The 20324-nt window shown below is 30.4% G+C and carries 16 protein-coding genes; 11 read left to right on the forward strand and 5 right to left on the reverse strand.

Annotation, left to right across the window (positions count from 1 at the left end; all coding sequences use genetic code 11):
- The first annotated feature begins 65 nt into the window (after positions 1-65).
- Together JMO20_RS04945 and JMO20_RS04950 are read left to right on the forward strand one after the other, a co-directional pair.
- Complete coding sequence (locus JMO20_RS04945; RefSeq protein WP_424141322.1) at positions 66-2462, forward strand: Lon protease family protein; 2397 nt, start codon at positions 66-68, stop codon at positions 2460-2462.
- A gap of 259 nt (positions 2463-2721) precedes the next feature.
- Complete coding sequence (locus JMO20_RS04950; RefSeq protein ID WP_202708431.1) at positions 2722-3249, forward strand: hypothetical protein; 528 nt, start codon at positions 2722-2724, stop codon at positions 3247-3249.
- Positions 3250-3452: 203 nt separating this feature from the next.
- Here JMO20_RS04950 and JMO20_RS04955 read toward each other — a convergent pair whose 3' ends face one another.
- Entirely contained in the window at positions 3453-4022 is a 570-nt protein-coding gene (locus JMO20_RS04955; protein ID WP_202708432.1) for a 5-formyltetrahydrofolate cyclo-ligase, read from the reverse strand.
- A 472-nt stretch (positions 4023-4494) separates the two neighbouring features.
- Positions 4495-5241: a sulfite exporter TauE/SafE family protein gene (locus tag JMO20_RS04960; protein WP_202708433.1), complete on the reverse strand. Its 747-nt coding sequence runs from the start codon at positions 5239-5241 to the stop codon at positions 4495-4497.
- A gap of 360 nt (positions 5242-5601) precedes the next feature.
- On the opposite strand from JMO20_RS04960, the gene ftsE reads away from it, so the two are divergent.
- From ftsE to uvrA, 8 genes are all read left to right on the forward strand, one after another.
- On the forward strand, positions 5602-6288 hold the full coding sequence (gene ftsE, locus JMO20_RS04965; protein WP_202708434.1) for a cell division ATP-binding protein FtsE: 687 nt from the start codon (positions 5602-5604) through the stop codon (positions 6286-6288).
- Positions 6236-7177, forward strand: coding sequence for a permease-like cell division protein FtsX (gene ftsX, locus JMO20_RS04970; RefSeq protein ID WP_243414632.1), 942 nt, complete (start codon positions 6236-6238; stop codon positions 7175-7177). Before ftsE ends, ftsX begins: the two co-directional genes overlap by 53 nt.
- Positions 7178-7202: 25 nt before the next feature.
- Positions 7203-8339 (forward strand): peptidoglycan DD-metalloendopeptidase family protein, encoded by a 1137-nt coding sequence (locus tag JMO20_RS20580; protein WP_202708435.1) that lies wholly within the window; start codon positions 7203-7205, stop codon positions 8337-8339.
- A 272-nt stretch (positions 8340-8611) separates the two neighbouring features.
- Positions 8612-9853: a S41 family peptidase gene (locus JMO20_RS04980; RefSeq protein ID WP_202708436.1), complete on the forward strand. Its 1242-nt coding sequence runs from the start codon at positions 8612-8614 to the stop codon at positions 9851-9853.
- Positions 9854-9989: 136 nt separating this feature from the next.
- Positions 9990-11231 carry a PDZ domain-containing protein gene (locus JMO20_RS04985; protein ID WP_202708437.1) on the forward strand — a complete coding sequence of 414 codons (1242 nt, stop codon included), beginning with the start codon at positions 9990-9992 and terminating at the stop codon, positions 11229-11231.
- Positions 11232-11285: 54 nt separating this feature from the next.
- The gene (locus JMO20_RS04990) at positions 11286-12290 is read left to right on the forward strand and encodes a hypothetical protein (protein WP_202708438.1); all 1005 of its coding nucleotides are present in this window, start codon (positions 11286-11288) and stop codon (positions 12288-12290) included.
- Between the two features lie 319 nt (positions 12291-12609).
- On the forward strand, positions 12610-14583 hold the full coding sequence (gene uvrB / locus JMO20_RS04995; RefSeq protein WP_207753438.1) for an excinuclease ABC subunit UvrB: 1974 nt from the start codon (positions 12610-12612) through the stop codon (positions 14581-14583).
- Positions 14584-14606: 23 nt separating this feature from the next.
- A complete protein-coding gene (uvrA, locus tag JMO20_RS05000) occupies positions 14607-17432 on the forward strand; it encodes an excinuclease ABC subunit UvrA (RefSeq protein WP_202708439.1) in 2826 nt (941 codons plus the stop codon).
- Positions 17433-17690: 258 nt separating this feature from the next.
- Here the strand turns inward: uvrA and JMO20_RS05005 are convergent, their stop codons facing one another.
- The gene (locus JMO20_RS05005; RefSeq protein ID WP_202708440.1) at positions 17691-18188 is read right to left on the reverse strand and encodes a hypothetical protein; all 498 of its coding nucleotides are present in this window, start codon (positions 18186-18188) and stop codon (positions 17691-17693) included.
- Between the two features lie 133 nt (positions 18189-18321).
- Positions 18322-18585, reverse strand: coding sequence for a CD3324 family protein (locus tag JMO20_RS05010; RefSeq protein ID WP_202708441.1), 264 nt, complete (start codon positions 18583-18585; stop codon positions 18322-18324).
- Between the two features lie 269 nt (positions 18586-18854).
- Here JMO20_RS05010 and JMO20_RS05015 point away from each other — a divergent pair, with 269 nt between their 5' ends.
- Positions 18855-19403, forward strand: coding sequence for a stalk domain-containing protein (locus JMO20_RS05015; RefSeq protein WP_202708442.1), 549 nt, complete (start codon positions 18855-18857; stop codon positions 19401-19403).
- Between the two features lie 197 nt (positions 19404-19600).
- Here the strand turns inward: JMO20_RS05015 and JMO20_RS05020 are convergent, their stop codons facing one another.
- The gene (locus JMO20_RS05020; protein WP_202708443.1) at positions 19601-20293 is read right to left on the reverse strand and encodes a hypothetical protein; all 693 of its coding nucleotides are present in this window, start codon (positions 20291-20293) and stop codon (positions 19601-19603) included.
- Positions 20294-20324 lie beyond the last annotated feature (31 nt).

Below are 20324 nucleotides of genomic sequence, written 5' to 3' on the forward strand. Positions count from 1 at the left end.
TTTTGTTTTATAGAATATATAAAGTAATAAGGGTTTTTTATTTTGACAGATATGAATTTTCGGAGGTGAATGTTTTGATAAAGAGTTGCGTTGTACCAGTAGAACAATTAAAAAGTAACATTGATGAAGGACAGCTAAAATTGAAGAAAATTGAGAGAATAGATTCTCATAAGGATATAATTGGACAAGAAAGAGCCATGAAGGCCTTAGAATTTGGAGTATCTATAAAAAGAAAAGGCTATAATATTTTTGTAACTGGATTGACTGGAACAGGTAGAAATACGTATTCTTATGAAATTGCCAAAGAATACGCTAAGAATAGAAATAAACCAAATGATTGGTGTTATGTATTTAATTTTAAGAAACCAGAAAATCCAAAAGCTATAAAACTATTACCTGGAGAAGGAAGTATTTTAAAGAAAAAGGTTGAGAATATAATTGAGAAACTCAAAGTAGATATACCTAAAGCAGTTTCTTCAAGGGAGTATGATGATAGAAAAAATGTTATATACCATCAATATAAAAAGAAAAGTGAAGATGTAATTAATGAATTAAACGATTTAGCAGAAGGTTATGGATTTATATTTAAGCAAACAGATAAAGGGTTAGTTAGCATTCCCCTAATTGATGGTAAACCAGTAAAGGAAAGTGAATTAGATAATTTGTCAGAAGAGGAAATAGACGAACTAAGAGAAAATTCAAGTGAATTAAGTATGGAAGCTATGACTCTGATTAAAAAGTTAAGAGGGTTAGAAGAACAGCTAAGTAATAGGATCAAACAGCTTAAAGAAAAAATAGCTTTCGATGTTATAGATTTTTATATAAATCCATTAATAGATGAATTTGAAGAAAATAAGGATGTTGAACAATTTCTTACAGAGCTAGAAGATGATGTTATAAAAAACATTGAAGAGTTTTTGCATGAAGAGGAAGATGAAGATACATTACAAAAACTACTAGCAAAAAAGAAAGCAAGTGATGATTTCTTTATTAGATATGAAGTAAATCTATTTATAGATAATAGTGACAAATCTGGATCTCCTGTAGTACGAGAGTCTAATCCTAACTATTACAATCTTTTGGGGAAAATAGAATATTTAAATGAAAGAGGCATCTTAAAAACTGATCATACAAGAATTAAGCCAGGAACAATTCATGAAGCTAATGGTGGATTCTTAATAGTTCAGGCAAAGGATATATTACAAAGCCAATATTCTTGGGACGGTTTAAAGAGAGCTCTAACAACAGGTGAGACTAAGATTGAAAATATAAATAAAGGAAGTGTAGTAGCAGAAACTATAAAGCCAGAAGCAATTCCGATTGACTTAAAGGTACTTATAATTGGAGATTATTACACTTATCAACTTCTATATGTATATGATGAGGAGTTTAAGAAGTTGTTTAAAATTAGAGCAGATTTTGATATTGAAATGGATAAGAATGAGGAAAATATAAGTAAAATAGTTTCTTTCATAACCCATAAATGTAAAGAAGAAGGATTAAAGGAATTTGATAAAACAGCAATAGCAAGAATCTTGGAGTATAGTAGTAGATTAGCATCTGACCAAAGAAAATTAACTTCTAAATTTAATGAAATTGTAGAAATAATATATGAAGCTGATGCTTGGGCAGAAACTGAAGACAAGAAAATTGTAACCTTTGAAAGCGTAGAAAGAGCAATCAGGGAAAAGAACTATAGAAATAATAAGTACGAAGAGAAGCTACAGGAAATGTTTAGCGATGGAACTATCTTAATAGATACTAGTGGAAGCAAGGTAGGAGAGATTAATGGCCTAGCAGTTATGGATTCCGGACAGTATTCCTTTGGTAGACCTAATAAGATAACAACGTCCACTTTTGTGGGAAAAGACGGAATAATAAATATAGAAAGAGAAGTAGAACAAAGTGGAAGTATACACGACAAAGGTGTTTTAATTCTCTGTGGGTATTTGGGTGAAAGATATGCTAAAAATAAGCCACTATCTTTAACAGCAAGTATTACTTTTGAACAGTCCTACGATGGAATTGATGGAGATAGTGCGTCAAGTACAGAGCTATATTCTCTACTTTCAAGCTTAAGTGAAGTGCCTATAAATCAAGCAATAGCAGTTACTGGATCAGTAAATCAAAAAGGTATGATACAGCCAATTGGTGGAGCAAATGAAAAGATTGAAGGATACTTTAGGGTTTGTAAGGAGAAGGGTTTAACTGGAGATCAAGGGGTAATTATTCCTCATCAAAATGTTGTAAACCTTATGCTTGACGATGAAATAATTGAAGCTGTAAAGGAAGGTAAGTTCACTATTTATGCAGTGAAAACAATAGATGAAGGTATTGAAATATTGACAGGAGTACCTTCTGGCAAGAAAGATGAAAAGGGTAATTATCCAGTTGGATCAATAAACTATCTTGTTCAGAATAAACTAGATAGATACGCTAATATTAATAAAGATTTTGAATAAAAGAGAATAAAGAATAGGTATATAGTAAAGGGAATCCAAGGTAGAGAAAAGGATTCCTTTTATCTTAAATTTATAATAAATTGAACAGCTAGTATAGTGAAAAGTAATCTAAGTAGCTTTCTTATAGCATGAAATCCATAGTTTCTTAGATTTAGCATCATTTAAATTTAGTCTTTAATATGCTATTATAGATTATATAGTAAATTTATTTTCTGATGCATTATTAATTTTACAATGAGAGTAAATTATAAAAGGAAGGGTGAACAATATTAAAAGAACCTTTTTAAAAATTTTTATAATTGTATTGATTATATATATAGTTATTGTTAGCAGGATACCACGGAGAGGAACTTTTGATGAACTAGTTCTAAATGGAATTAAGTCAGATGAGTCTAGTATTCAATCGGAACAATCAAAAGATTCAACAATGCTAAGAATTTCAAAAACTAATACAATAAATACTAAACTAGAGGATAAGTATGATTATAATGTTAATAGAATTAATGAGTTTGTATCTTCATTTAGCAATCTTTATCTTATAGAACGTTCAAATAATTCAGAATTAGATATAATTGATCCAGACTACATGATATCCTTTTATTCTAATAATGGTGGTTTTGATATATGGATTTATCCGCCTAGATATTTACAGATTAATACTAGACGATCTAATGAAAAGGAAAAGCCAGAAGGATTAGTAAAATATGAAGTCAAAAAAGGTACTATTGATATTGAGTATATAGAAAATTATTTTGAAGCATTAAAAGAAAGAAGAGAGTTAAATTAAAAATGACGAATATATTGATATTTATTATAGTACATATAAGGATAAAAAATCCTTTGATATAGAAAAAAAAATATAAAATTATGAATGGAAAGATAGATATAGATTATATAAATAAATTATATGGTTTAGATTCATAAAAAAGCCCCAGCAAAGCTGGGGCTTCAAGAGAATACGTTAATATGCTATTATTTAATATTATATTTCTAACACTCTATAATCTCATTTTCAGTAATTATATAATCTACAGGAATATCATGGTCATCTTCATAAGCGTAATCTACCATTTGAACATTAAAGGCTAAGGCTACTTTGGGAACAGACTTATCAAGTTTACTTAGGAATCTATCGTAGTATCCACCACCATAACCAATCCTATATCCTCTTCTGTCAAAGGCAACACCAGGGACAAGAACTAAGTCAATTACATCATGCTTAACCTCTCTAATAAACTCTTGTTTTGGCTCTAAAATTCCATATGAACCAGGAGAAAGTTCTTTATCATAATCCATTAGCTTAGATAATAAAAGTTCTCTAGTTTCAACTATGGAGATTGGAAGAATAATATCCTTATCTACCTTAAGAGATTCTTTTATAATACCTTCAGTTTTAACTTCATTTCTAAAATCTATGTATACCATTATTGATTGTGGATTCTGATAAAATTTTGATGATAATAAAAGCTTCTTGATTTTTTCGCTTTTTAGTTCTAATTCATCCTTCGAAAGACCTTTTCTTTTATCTAAAATATCTTTCCTTAAACTGTTTTTATCCATTTACAAGCTCCTTTGCAATAAATTTTAAAACTAGTATCAAGATATCCTATTATTGTAAACTAATGCTTAACTTTATTCTATTACTTTATTTTTAACAATACAACTATTTGTATTTCTAAGTTTTTATATTAGCTAGAATGTAAGATGAGAAGTATATATTTATATTAATTAATTTGCAAGATTAAACCTTTTCAAGCTGGGACACAAACCTATGAAATTACATAGAATTTTAGTATGGAATTTCCTCTAAAGTTGAAGATAAGGTTTAATCTTGCATTATGCTTGATATACAGTTTTTTATTGACTGAGGAAATTGCATATTTACAAATAAAGTGTAGTTTTGTAATATTTCATCCGATTGGACTTATCCAGTTACTTTTTCCTTAAATTAAATAGCGAAATGGCTGAATATCGGAGTCATGAGAATATAATCTTGCATAAAATTTTAATACACAATTTCTTAATACATTGATTAAAATACTAGAAAAATAGTTCTTATACTTAACAAAATTATTGTAATACCTACAATTCTCATCAGAACCTTTTCTGGCAGTTTCTTACATAATATAGCTGACAATGGAGCGGCTATTATTCCTCCAATTATTAATCCTACAATTACTTGCCAATGGGTAAGCTTGATAAAAAGTATAAATGTTAACACCTCAGAAATTGTAACAAAGAACTCTGATAAATTAACTGATCCAATTGTATATCTAGTATCATGTCCATTACCTATTAAAGTAGAAGTAACTATTGGCCCCCAACCACCTCCACCTATAGCATCAAAAAAACCTCCACAAAGCCCTATGATTGAGATTTTATTATTGCTATAAGAAGATTCTTTATTCTTTATCCTTTTCCTTGCTTTATATAGGATTCTGATTCCCATAATCAGCAAATATATAGCTACTATAGGTTTGATTACTCCAGTAGGTATAGAAGTAAGAATATAAGCTCCTAAGACACCACCTATTATTCCTGGTAAAACAAGTTTTTTTAATAATTTTTTATCAACATTTCCTAGTTTAAGATGGGAAATTCCCGACGTAAGGGTTGTGAATACTTCAGCTAAATGCACACTAGCACTGGCAACAGCAGGAGGTGTTCCCATGCTTAAAAGCATAGTAGTTGAACTCACGCCATATGCCATACCAAGGGCACCATCAATTATCTGAGCTACAAACCCAATTAAGATAAACAACAGCATATTCTGGTACATTAAATTTTACCTCCTCAGTATTTGTCCTGTTATATTTCTAATATAGACTATGCTAGACTATTCAAATTTGATATTGGATAATTCTTAAGAAAATAACAAAAAAATAGATAGAATTCTACAAAAAAAACCAAATTAGTTTACATAATCTAATATTAAGTTTATATTACAAAACAAAAAAACCAGTAAAATAGCAAAAACTGCATTTGAAGTCAGTAGGGCAAATTTGATACAATTATTTATAGTGGAATTCTGTAGAATAGTACTAAGTTACTAGTGAAAAAAAAGGTTTTTTGAAAGGAATTATGTTAATAGTGTCGAAATAATAAAATGACATCTAGTTTTGTAGTAAGGAGGGGTATTTTGATAGAGTTTGTAAATGTAACTAAAGTTTATGATAATGAAGTAAGAGCACTGTCTAATATAAATATTTCTATAGATAAAGGAGAATTTGTTTTTTTAGTTGGACCTAGTGGAGCAGGAAAGTCTACATTGATAAAGCTGTTATTGAAGGAAACAGAACCAAGTGCAGGTAGATTGTTTTTTAATAATAAAGATATTACTAAAGTCAGGAATAGAGGAGTTCCGACTATTAGAAGAAAGATTGGAATGGTCTTTCAGGACTTTAGACTCCTACCGAAGAAGACTGTATATGAAAACGTAGCCTTTGCAATGAGGATTATAGGAGCTCCCAATAAGGAAATTAGAAGACAAGTACCTATTATATTAAGTATGGTGGGTTTAAGTAAAAAAGCAAATAGCTATCCAAATCAACTATCGGGAGGAGAACAGCAAAGAGTATCCATTGCTAGAGCTTTAGTTAATAATCCGTCGTTGATTATTGCCGATGAGCCTACTGGTAATCTGGATCCTGATACAGCTTGGGAAATAATGAAGCTACTCAAAGAAATCAATAATAGAGGAACAACCATATTAATGGCCACACATGCCAGTGAAATAGTAAATTCGATGAAGAGAAGAGTTATTGCAGTAAAAAATGGACAAGTTATCAGAGATGAACAGAGAGGTGTGTACGGCGATGAATTTTAGAAATCTAAGCTACATGATAAAACAGGGTTTTGTAAGTATGTGGAAAAACAGAATGATGAGTTTTGCCTCTGTAGGTTCAGTTACAGCAGCACTTTTAATTTTAGGGGTAATTTTATTATTAATTTTGAACATAAACAATATAGCTACAGTCACTCAGAATCAATTTGATGAAGTTGTAGTTTATCTTGAAGAAGATGTTGATCAAAGTGATACAGAAAGAATTGGAGATGCAATAAACGAATTCGATGGTATATTATCAGTTATATATCAATCTAAGGAACAAGCTTTAGAGATTATGAAACAAAATTTAGGTGAGAATGGTTACCTTCTGGAAGGATTAGAAGAAGAAAATCCTTTACCTAATTCATATGTTATTCAACTTAAGGATTTAAAGTATGCTGACGATGTTGTAATGAGATTAGAGGGTCTAACAGGTGTTGAGGATATTAGATACCTTAAAGATGTTTTAGATCAGCTTATGACTATAGCCAATACTGTAAGATTAGGTGGATTTATCATAATTGGATTCCTTATTCTTATCTCAATATTTATAATATCTAATACTATTAAACTAACTGTGGCTGCTAGAAAACGTGAGATTAATATAATGAAATACGTTGGGGCTACTAATGGATTTATAAGAGGACCATTTGTAGTAGAAGGTATGTTGCTTGGTTTAATAGGAGCTGTTATTTCGATAGCAGTAGTATACTTTGGTTATAAGTATTTATTTACAGTTTTAAATGAAGAGCTGTATGTTTTATTTACAGTGTATTTGGTTCCATACTACAAAATATTCCAAGATATAACTATCATATTTGTATCAATAGGAGTTGGAATTGGAGTAATAGGTAGTGTGTTATCAATAAGAAAGTTCTTGAAGGTATAGTTTAAAAGAAAGGGGGAGAGGATTTGTGAACAAAAGGAGTATCTGTTTTGCTCTCGTATTTTTTCTACTATTTAGTCTTTTAGCCATTTCAGCCTATGCAGATGGAGAAATTGACAAGGCAAAAGATAGACTTGAGGATATTAATTCTCAGATTGAAAGAAATAAACAGGAGCAAAAAGCATTGCAGAAAAAGATGAATAGCGTCTCAAGTGATATTGAAAAGTTAGATGTTGAAATGGAGCTGGCTAATTCAGAGCTAAAAGAAGTTGAAAATACATTAGTACAGCTTGATCAAGAAATCGTGATTACTAAGGGAGAACTTAAGGAAGCTGAAAACAATATTGATGAAAAGCAGGGTACCTTCAATTCTAGATTGAGGACTATGTATAAGAATAGTTCTATAGGATATCTTGAAATACTGTTTTCTGCGAAGGATTTTAAGGATTTGCTAACCAGAATCGATATGATTCAAAAAATAATTGATCACGATGTTAGCTTGATAAAGTACTTAAAAGAACAAAGGGAATTAATTGAAAGTAAGAAGGTTGAATTGGAAAACAAGTTTACAGAACAAGAGAGTGTTAAAAGAAGGATTGCAGTAAAAAAACAAGAAATAGAAGTTGCAACTAGATCCAAAGAAAAGCTTATGAGTCAATTAAGACAGAATAAAAAGTCTTATGAGAAGCAAGAAGATGATATGTTAGCTCAGGCTAAAAAGGTAGAACAAGAAATCAAAAGGCTACAAACCATCGCTAAATATGAAGGTGGAGAAATGATGTGGCCAGTACCAGGACACTATCGTATTAGTTCTCCCTTTGGGTATAGGATACACCCTATTTTTCATGTTAGAAAGATGCATACAGGTATAGATATACCTGCCCCTACAGGAACTAGTATCTTGGCAGCTAATAGTGGGAAGGTAATATTTGCTGGATATTCTGGCGGATATGGTAATATAATTATTATTGACCATGGTGGTGGAATTTCAACACTATATGCCCATAACTCAAGGCTGGTAGCAAAGGCTGGGCAATGGGTTAAAAAAGGTGATGTGATTTCTAAAGCGGGTACAACTGGAAATTCAACAGGACCCCATCTTCACTTTGAGGTTAGGAAAAATGGTGAATATACAAATCCATTGGATTGGGTAACAAATAATTAGAAAATTTAAAAGGAGGGAAACCTCCTTTTTTACTTTATATAAATATATATATATGATAATTTTATGATTGATTTTTATATGTTTTGCATAAACTTTTAATATACAATTATGTAATTTTTTTATTTTACTATAAAATATAAAGTTTTTATAAAGGGGATATAAGAGACAAAAAGTTTTTGGAATTTTGAAAAAAGCATGTCTCGGTGGTATAATGTTTACATATGTATAATAAAAATTTAATATTGGTATATAACTAATAGGGGTGACTAAATATGAGACAAAGACAAAATAACAAGGTGATTTTATTAGTTTTAGGAGTAATTGCAGCGTTGCTAATTACCAATGTTGCAACATTTTTTATTACTTATGAAATACAATTAAAGCAAGGTGATAAGGTTATAGTAAATCTTGATGAATATGAAGAGTTAGTTGATAGCTATAATAAATATTCTAAAGTTGAATATTTACAAGGTTTTTTACATGAGAACTACTTAAAAGATGTAACGGACGAAGAATTGATGAATGGAGTTTATAGAGGTATTTTTGAATCATTGGATGACCCATATTCAGTATATATGACTAAAGAAGAGTTTAATGATTTTATGGAGCAAACTGAAGGAAGTTATGGAGGAATAGGAGTTATTGTTACGCCTGGAGATGATAATTACATAACCGTAGTTTCCCCAATCGAAGATACTCCTGGTGAAAGAGCAGGTATAAAACCAGATGATAAAATTGTTAAGGTAAATGACAAGGAATTCACAGCAGATCAAATGTCTGATGCAGTAAAGATTATGAAAGGTGAACCAGGAACAGATGTTAAGGTAACAATTCTAAGAAAAGATAAAAATAATAATAATAAGTTTATAGATGTAAATATCACTAGAGAAGAAATTAAGTTAGTTACAGTTAAGTCTCAAATGTTAGAAGATAAAATTGGATATATAAGAATTACGTCCTTTGACAGAGAAACCTATGATGATTTTAAAAAGAATTTAACTAGTTTACAAAAGGATGGTATGAATGGTTTAATTATTGATTTAAGAAATAACCCAGGAGGACTTCTTGATCAATGTGCTAAAATAGCAGACGAATTAATGGGTAAAAGTGTAATAGTTTACACTGAAACTAAAAATAAAGAAAGAGAATATTTAAATTCTGATAAGGGCAAGATAGATGTTCCTCTTGTAATACTTGTAAATGGTGGCAGTGCCAGTGCTTCAGAGATACTTTCAGGGGCAGTTAAGGATACTGACTCCGGAGTTTTAATAGGAACTAAAACTTTTGGAAAAGGAATTGTACAAAGAATAAATCCTATGTCCGATGGTTCAGGATTTAAGTTCACTGTTTCAGAATATTTTACTCCAAGTGGAGTAAATATTCATGGCGTAGGAATTGAACCAAATATTGAGGTTGAATTACCTGAAGATATTGAAGAGTTTGGAGTTAATAATATAGATAATGATACACAATTACAAAAAGGTATAGAAGTTATAAAGGAGAGAATGAAATAGAATAGAAATATTACTGAAGAAGACATATACAACAAAGCATCCACTTCATAAAGTGGGTGCTTTTATTTAATATTATGTATAGATTATTAGATATAGGGAATTATTACCAAATAAAGCTTTGTTTAGGGGGATGAATGTGATTAATATAATAGATACTATCTTATCAGGTTTCATAACTATAGCAACTATAATTAGAAATCCAATATATTGGATAGTTATATTATTGGTTTTAATTCAATATAGAAGGATATACAAGATGGAAAAGCAAATACTTGGAATTAATAAGGAATCAATCTTGATAACTATACTAAAATCTTCAATATTAGGAATAATTGGGGGAGTTGTAGGAAGTATTTTAATAATGCTTCTGGGTATATCAATAGAAGCAAATGATTTCAAATATTTGTTTATAGTAGCTATAATTTTAATGTTAATACATCCAAGGTTTATTTGTTTTTCATATTCTGGTGGAATAATTTCTATATCTAGCCTTGTATTAGGTTATCCCAAAATAAATGTATCGAGTGTTATAGCTATAGTAGCTATATTACATTTAATAGAAAGCTTACTTATTTTTATAGATGGAGATAGTACTAAAATTCCAATGTTTATTGAAAGAGACAACAGGATTGTAGGGGGATTTAATATGATGAGATTCTGGCCTATTCCCTTTATAGTTCTAATTATGACTTCACAGTCCAGCGTAAATATAGGGCTTAGACCCTCTGATTGGTGGCCTATTTTTAACTCATCAGGTTCAAAAGTTATTTATGAGAGTATGGTATATCTTATGGCAGGAGTAATTGCTGCTTTAGGTTATGGAGATATGGCAATTACAGATTTACCTAAAAATAAGATTAGAAATTCATCAAGAAATCTATTTATATATAGTTGTATATTATTAACTTTAGCCACAATATCCACATATTCATATATTTTTAAAATAATAGCTGCTTTATTTGCTCCCATTGTTCACGAATTTATAATACAAATGGGAAGAAAAAGAGAAAAAAATGGAAGCCCAATATTTGTACCTTCTAGTAAAGGAATTAGAGTACTAGATACTTTGCCCAAAGGATTTGGTAATAAAATTGGCTTGCAGACAGGAGATGTTATTCTATCAATCAATGGATTCGCGGTAAGAAATAAAGAAGAGTTAAGTAAGATCCTGTACTATAGCCCCAAATATGTCTTGATAGATTACCTTAATACTTCTGGTAAAATTATAACTAAAGAGTATAGAGACTATAAAAAAGGAATTAGAAGTCTTGGAATACTAGCAGTACCTGATAATACAAATATCTCTTTTGTAGCAAGAGAGGCAAAAAGTCCATTATTAATTCTGTTTGACAGAATAAGGCGAATTAGAAAAAAGTAATCTAATTCTATAGATACCTTTCTTTTCATAAATTAGTTACAGGGAGGTGTCTCAATGCTTAACAGAATGAATAGGTTACTAAAGTTAGTAATTCTAATAATAATTATTGTACTATTAGTTTCTTTATTATTAAATTTAACTCCTAATAAATTAAACAAGTATTTTTTAGGAGGAGATATTTTTAGTAGGAATATAGTTGTAGGGAAGGAGGACCAAGAGGTATTAAGTTTACATGACTTTAGAATTGACAGAGAGAGGTTTCAGAGACCATCTAAAGAACCAGCTCTAGATTTAAAATATAGGTATAATGACTTGTTAAAGGGATATCCAGAAAAATATTCTACAGCTATAGATGTAATACACAGTTACTACTCAATGCTAAAAGAAGCTTCCAATACGATAGGGTTTCAAGGCGGGTGTGGAACAATAGGCATGGGAAGAGAACCTTATACACATGCCTATGAACTATTAAGCAATGAAACAAAAAAAGATATATCTTATGAAAAATTTTTAGATTCTTTTGAGGGTGTGGGACATATAACCTTATTAAAATTATATCCAGCATATGAATCACCAAGTACTCCTAGTAATATAAAACATTATATAGTTGAAATAGAAGTTATTACTGGACCTCCAAGAGAAGAAGGTGAAGAATATAACAGCGAACCTACATACTTTGCCTATTACTATGGAATAATTACAGCTGTATATGAAGGTAGTAATGGTTGGAAAATAAAATCAGTTGATTATATTCCAGAAGACTTTTTATGTGCTCCATATCATTTATGGGACTGGGATGGTAAGATGTTTGTAGAAATTGTTTATAGAGATTGGTACAATCTAATTAGCAAAATAGATAATGTTGAAAAAAATGAGTCAATAGTATCGGTGTATGCAAGTGGAAATGGGAAAGAGTATAAATTTGATTTCATAAGACTAACAAATGGAGAAGATATATTAGTTCATGAATTTGTTAAGGAATATGGAAAATGGACAGAAGTAAATATATTAAGACCAGAGCATCAAGGATATAAATTATCGGTTTCAAATTTTAATTAATTTGATAAAGTAATGTATTTTATAAAAGCTAAATATTTAAATTTATTTTCAAATAAAAACTCAAGTAATTTATAAAAACTTGAGTTTTTTATTTTATTTATTTATCCATTGACTTTATATGGAATTATTTATATAATGGATACGAACAAACGTTCCTGAAGTTTCAAATAAGTAAAAGTTGGTATAAATAGCATTATTGTAATTTTCACACAATATTTACTTAATCATTATTATGGATTATTTTGTTATAATGATTAGATGGTAAGGTATATAGATAATAGTACGTAAAAGTAAGTACTCTAAAATACGAGGTGATATTTTGGGTAAATTTGAGATAAAGTCGGAGTATAAGCCTACTGGTGATCAGCCAAAGGCAATTAAAAAATTAGTAAGTGACATAGAAAAAGGAACGAAGCATCAAACACTATTAGGAGTAACTGGGTCAGGTAAGACCTTTACTATTGCTAATGTAATTCAAGAGGTGCAGAAGCCAACTATTGTAATAGCTCATAATAAAACTCTAGCAGCTCAGCTTGCCAGTGAGTTTAAAGAGTTTTTTCCTAATAATGCAGTAGAATATTTTGTAAGTTATTATGATTATTATCAACCTGAGGCATATGTTCCTTCAACAGATACTTATATAGAAAAGGACTCATCAATTAATGATGAAATAGATAAGCTTAGACACTCGGCTACAGCAGCATTATTTGAAAGAAGAGATGTTATTATCGTAGCCAGTGTTTCATGTATATATGGATTAGGAGATCCTATTGATTATGAAAATCTAGTTGTATCATTAAGACCTGGAATGATAAAAGATAGAGATGAAGTTATTAAGAAATTAATTGACATTCAATATGAAAGAAATGATATTAATTTCGTCAGAGGAACATTTAGGGTTAGAGGAGATGTAGTTGAGATATTTCCAGCTTCATCCAGTGAAAATGCAATTAGAGTTGAGTTCTTTGGTGATGAAGTTGATCGTATAACAGAAGTAAATTCCCTAACGGGCGAAATAATTGGTTTAAGAAATCATATAGCTATATTTCCAGCTTCTCACTTTGCTACATCAGAAGAAAAGATAGAAAAGGCTATTGTAAGAATAGAGAAGGAGCTTGAGGAAAGACTTAAGGTATTAAGATCTGAAGACAAGCTTTTGGAAGCCCAGAGATTACAGCAAAGAACTATGTATGATATTGAAATGCTAAGGGAAATGGGATTTTGTCAAGGCATTGAAAATTATTCAAGACATATAAGTGGAAGGCCTGAAGGTAGTAAACCATATACATTACTTGACTATTTTCCTGATGATTATTTAATGATAGTTGATGAATCCCATGTAACATTGCCACAGGTTAGGGGTATGTATGCAGGAGACAGGTCAAGAAAGACAACCTTAGTTGATCATGGATTTAGATTACCATCAGCACTGGATAATAGACCTTTAAAATTTGAAGAATTTGAAAAACATATAAATCAAATTGTATATGTAAGTGCTACTCCTAGCTCTTATGAGCTTGAACATTCTGAAAATGTGGTTGAGCAGATAATTAGACCAACAGGACTGTTGGATCCTAAGGTTGAGGTTCGACCAATTAAAAATCAAATTGATGATTTAGTTAAAGAAATTAACATGAGAGCTGAGAAAAATGAGAGAGTTCTAATAACTACATTAACAAAAAAGATGTCCGAGGATTTAACTAATTATTTTAAGGAAATAGGGATAAGGGTAACTTACTTACATTCGGATATTAAAACTATAGAAAGAATGGAAATTATAAGGGACCTTAGATTGGGGAAATTTGATGTTTTAGTAGGTATTAACCTTTTAAGAGAAGGACTGGATTTACCAGAGGTTTCTTTAGTTGCTATACTAGATGCAGATAAAGAAGGCTTCTTAAGATCTGAAACCTCAATGATTCAGACTATTGGTAGGGCAGCGAGGAACTCAGAGGGGAAGGTTATACTTTACGCTGATAGAATGACTAGGTCAATGGATAAGGCCATTAATGAAACAAATAGAAGACGACATATACAAATGGAATATAATAAAGAACATAATATAACTCCAACAACTATTAAGAAAAATATAAGAGACGTAATTGAGGCTACTAAAGTTGCAGAGGAGTTTGAAGAATATAATATTGGAAATAAGGAAGAGCTTACCCATGAAGATATTATGGAATTACTACAGCAACTTGAAGTTGATATGATGGAAGCAGCTGAAAATCTTCAATTTGAGAGAGCGGCAGAATTAAGAGATAAAATTGATGAGCTTAAAAACAATTTATAGCTAGAGAAACGAGGGGATAAAGTATGGAAAGAAATAAAATCATTATTAAAGGTGCAAAGGAACACAATTTAAAGAATATTGATTTAGAGTTACCTAGAAATAAAATGATTGTATTAACTGGACTAAGTGGTTCAGGGAAATCTTCCCTTGCATTTGATACTATCTATGCAGAGGGGCAAAGAAGATATGTTGAAAGCTTATCAGCCTATGCCAGACAGTTCTTAGGACAGATGGAAAAGCCTGATGTTGAGTATATAGAAGGATTATCACCAGCAATATCCATTGATCAGAAAACAACAAGTAATAACCCAAGGTCTACAGTTGGAACCGTTACTGAAATATATGATTATCTTAGATTGCTTTATGCAAGGATAGGGATACCGCACTGTCCAAAGTGTGGAAAAGAAATTACTTCCCAGACAGTAGACCAAATGGTTGATCATATATGTTCCTTGGAAGAAAGAAGTAAGATTCAACTTCTATCTCCTATTGTGAGGGGGAGAAAAGGGACCCATAAAAAGATTCTAGAAAATATTAGAAAAGAAGGATTCGTAAGGGTAAGGGTAGATGGTGAAATTTATGATATAAATGATGATATAAATCTAGACAAAAATAAAAAACATACTATTGAAGTAGTAGTTGATAGGATAGTTGTTAAAGAAGGAATTCAACAGAGGCTTACTGACTCTTTAGAAACTGCGTTGGAATTATCAGATGGTATGATAACAGTTGATGTAATAGGTAAGGAAGAATTAATTTTTAGTCAAAATTTTGCTTGTATTGACTGTGGTATAGGAATTGAAGAAATATCTACCAGGTCATTTTCCTTTAATAGTCCATTTGGTATGTGTCCTACATGTAATGGACTTGGTAATCATAAAAAGGTAGATCCAGAGTTAGTTATTCCAAACAAGAGCTTATCCATAAATCAAGGAGCCATTGCACCATTTGGAAATACTTCAGAGGATAGCTATTATTTTAGAATGTTTAAGTCTATAGTTGATCATCATAAATTCGATTTAAATACACCTATAAGTGAAGCTCCTAAGAAATTATTAGACGAGCTATTATATGGTACTGGAAAGAGAAAGGTTAATTTTGAATTTGAAAGTAGGTATAGTGGTACTAGATCATATAGTGCACCCTTTGAAGGAGTAATTAATAATCTTGAACGTAGATATAATGAAACCAATTCAGATTATATGAGAAATAAAATTGAGAGCTTTATGAGTGTTATTCCATGTCCTGATTGTAAAGGATTTAGACTAAAGCCTGAGAGTTTGGCGGTAACTGTTGGTGGATTAAACATAATTGAGGTTACGGAATTATCAATAAGAAAGTCCCTTGAGTTCTTTAATGATCTTCAACTAACAGAAAGAGAAATGTTTATTGGTAGACAAATTCTTAAAGAAGTTAGAGAAAGACTAGCATTCCTTGTGGATGTAGGGTTAGATTATCTAACAATGTCTAGAAGTGCAGGAACACTATCTGGTGGAGAATCTCAGCGTATCAGATTAGCTACTCAGATAGGGTCTAGCTTAGTTGGTGTACTATATGTATTAGATGAGCCAAGTATTGGTCTTCACCAAAGAGATAATGAAAGGCTATTAAAGACATTAAGAAATCTAACGGATTTAGGAAATACATTAGTTATTGTTGAGCATGATGAAGATACTATGGTAGAAGCAGATTATATTGTTGATATTGGACCTGGAGCTGGAGTACATGGTGGTGAAATTATAGCCCAAGGAGATATTAATGATATTAAGAAAAGCAAGGATTCCATTACAGGGCAATATTTAAGTGGAAGAAAGGAAATAGAGGTACCTAAAGATAGAGCTAAACCAAATGGAAAATGGGTTAAGCTTAAAGGAGCTCAAGAGAACAACTTGAAGAATATAGATGTTGATTTCCCACTAGGAGTATTTACTTGTGTTACTGGAGTTTCTGGTTCTGGAAAGAGTACCTTAGTAAATGAAATACTTTATAAGAGATTAAGTCAAGAGCTCCATAGAGGGAAGAAGAAGCCTGGAAAGCATAAGGATGTAAAGGGATTAGAACATATAGATAAGGTAATAGATATTGACCAGTCACCTATTGGAAGGACCCCTAGGTCAAATCCTGCAACATATACAGGAGTTTTTGATTATATTAGAGATGTCTTTGCAATGACTCAAGAAGCTAAAATGAGAGGCTATAAAAAGGGAAGATTTAGCTTTAATGTTAAAGGTGGAAGATGTGAGGCTTGTAGAGGTGACGGTATTATAAAAATAGAAATGCATTTCTTGCCTGATGTTTATGTACCTTGTGAAGTATGTAAAGGCAAAAGATACAATAGAGAAACTTTACAGGTAAAATATAAAGGAAAGACTATCTCAGATGTACTAGATATGACTGTTGAAGAAGCAGTGGAGTTCTTTGAAAATATTCCTAAGATTAAAAGAAAACTAAAGACTATGTACGATGTAGGATTGGGTTATATCAAACTGGGGCAACCATCCACTCAACTTTCTGGTGGTGAAGCCCAAAGGATAAAGCTTGCCACAGAATTAAGTAAAAGAAGTACTGGAAAGACCTTGTATTTGCTTGATGAACCTACCACAGGACTACATTTCGCTGATATCCATAAGCTAATAAAGGTTCTTAAGAAGTTAGTAGATGGCGGTAATACAGTGATTGTAATAGAGCATAATCTTGATGTGATTAAAACAGCAGATCATATTATTGATTTAGGGCCTGAAGGAGGAGATAATGGAGGAACGATAGTTGCTCAAGGGCCTCCAGAAGAAATATGTGAGGTTCCAGGCTCTTATACAGGCAAGTTTTTAGGGAAACTATTAAAGAATTAACTAAGTAAATTGTATATTTACAAATCAGGTGTAATTTTGCATAAAACTTTAATATTCAATCTTCTTAACTAATAAAAATAATAGGGGATGCCATTAAGGCATCCCCTATTTTGTATTGAGTTTAAAGCTTAATATTAAGCTTTAAACCACCCCTTAATTTTCAAATCCACCATCTCCTTTCTCGATGTATTAATCAGTACTGATTAATATCATTATCTCATTGAAGACTAGAAATGGATAGGTATAAAATAAGTTAATTTATTCTTTACTGACTTTACCGTGGATTTCTTCATAGCTTTTTTCAAATTCATGCCCACTAATATCATCTATAACCCATGAAAACACATTTTTACCGTCTGCACTTTTATTTCGCTTAATGACATAGAAAGTATATTTTTTATTATCATCTAATTCAGCTACAAAGTTAGTAGAAATATCATTTTTATTTTCTAAATAGATGTTACTAATTTTATTAGGGTTGAAATCCTTAAATAGAGTATACTTTAGACTCTTTCTAAACTTGTCAGTCAAAAGGTAGTATGATTTGCTTAACTTTTCCTCTCCTTTGAACTTTTTAGCTACTTTTAATAGTTTTTTCACACAGGTTTTACTGCTAGTTAAGTAAATATAGGTGACCGCCAGAAGGATGAGTCCACCTATCCATAAGTAAGGTAAATTAAAATAAATACCAGAAACAATGCCACCTAGTAATACAATAACGATTATACTTAAAATCCCATAGTTCTGCTTAGCCATAATAATTCTCCTTTCTTATTTTTATTTCTATAAACAAAATAGTATAATACCTTGGCAGCTAATCTACTTAATTTGCTGGTCATGGATTATACTATTATATATGCTTTACTTAACTCTCTTATGTAGTATTACTTTACTTCTTATTATAAACTATCTTTTTAATCGTTTCTTCACTTAAATAAAACTTATCTGCTAACTCACTAATGGAGTAACCTTGACTATGTAAATTTAATATCTTTGAATTTCTAATATCTATTGATTTTCTTGCACCACTAAGACATCCCCAACCTGTCTTCTTTCCATTTTTAGGTATATATACGAGTCCACCATCAATGTACTTTTGAACCTGCTCTAACAGGTGGGATGGTAGTATTTCTGCAGCATTCTTGTAACTCAAATAAAAATACCCCCTGTTTTATATTCTGATTTCTTCTACTTCTAAACCTTAATTTTGAAATCATGCGATCCCACCTTTCTTTATGATTTTTAAATGATAAAATTGCATAATACATTTAAATATATTTCTTCATTTTAAATATTGTAAAATACAATTTCTTTCAGCTAACATAATTCTACTATAAATAAACAAAAAATTCAAATAACTTGTGGACAAACTGTATATTTTTGTTAATACTGTTAATAATCTATGATAGCGGAGGTGTTATTATGAAAAATAAAAATAAGATTTTAATATTTGCAATAATTTTTTTACTAATGTTATCAGGTGCAAGCTTTGCCCAGGAAATTACTAAAAATATTGAAGTACTCTTTACAAATGTTATAATTGAGGTAAATGGGAATAAATTAGAGGTTGAAGATAAACCCTTTGTTTATAAAAATAGAATATATGCACCAGTGAGAGATATAGTTGAAGGGATAAATGGAGAAGTAAATTGGAATGAAGAAGAAAATAAAGTTAAAATTAGTAACTATAAAGATTTTCCCGAATGTGATTATTTAGAAGGAGAACAATTTATCTATGGATTAATCACTAATATTAATTATGATAAGGAAACTATTGAAATAGAACAGCATTTAGACGATAATAGCCCTACTATCAATCCAGTGCTTGAGATTGAAAGAGATGTAGTAATAATACTTCAAAGAAATGATAAAAAAATGAATTTAGAAGTTGAAGATTTGAAAATTGGAGAAGATGTAGGCCTAGTTATAAATAATGAAAATAGAGTAAGGGGTATTATACTTTCTAAATAGAAAAGAAACTTGACACTAAGGGAAATTAATTATGATGAAATCGGATATCTAATCTTGCAATAAATATTTGAACTGTAAATATACTGCTTCTTTAAATAAAAAAGCTATGAAACACCTGTAGTGGTATTTCATAGCTTTTTTTATGATATCAAAACTATAGTAAGTTAGATTATTCGTAGTAATATCATTAAGAATAATTATAAATGCTTTCTTACCTTAATTTGTTGTTGAGCAAGAATTCCTTTTAATTGACGTAATTGTTCATTATCAACTTTTAAGACAATTTTACCTCTTTCCGTGATAAGAAATAATTCTACTCTATCAGGAAAAATATAATAGGATTCAATATCATTATAGCTATAGTAGCCATAGTCATTTCTAATTTGTGTTCCAAGGCCTTCCATAGGAATATTGATACGAGTATCAAACCCAGATACTAAAATCCCACTTCTTAAAAAATTAATTTTAATTCTCTTAATAGAAAATCTCAAAATCAATTCAACTAATAAAACAATTATTAAAAAAAGAAAAATTGGAACAATATTTATAAATCCTGAAGAAGATCCTCTAATAATGGGTAGAAAACATATTAAACCAATAAATATGTAGTACCAAAGTCTATCTGTTATTGTAATTTTATCTGCTCTAATAGTTAAGAATATTGAATTTTCTTTTAATATTTTACCATATACTACAATTCGTAAAACAGATAGTAAAAGAACGAAAAAGAAAAAAGTTAATGTTGAATAGAGTGGATAAATTACATAAGTAGTCATAGTATAATCAAATCTAGCAAACAATGGTGTAACAATTGTAGACATTAAAGAGAGAAAAATAAATGTGGTAAAAAAGCTACCTAGAAGTATGAGTAATCTTTTTGTATATGACATAATACACCTCCATAGTGATTAGTATAAAGTT

The sequence above is a fragment of the Sporosalibacterium faouarense genome, from assembly GCF_016765695.1.
Taxonomy (GTDB): domain Bacteria; phylum Bacillota; class Clostridia; order Tissierellales; family VENL01; genus Sporosalibacterium; species Sporosalibacterium faouarense.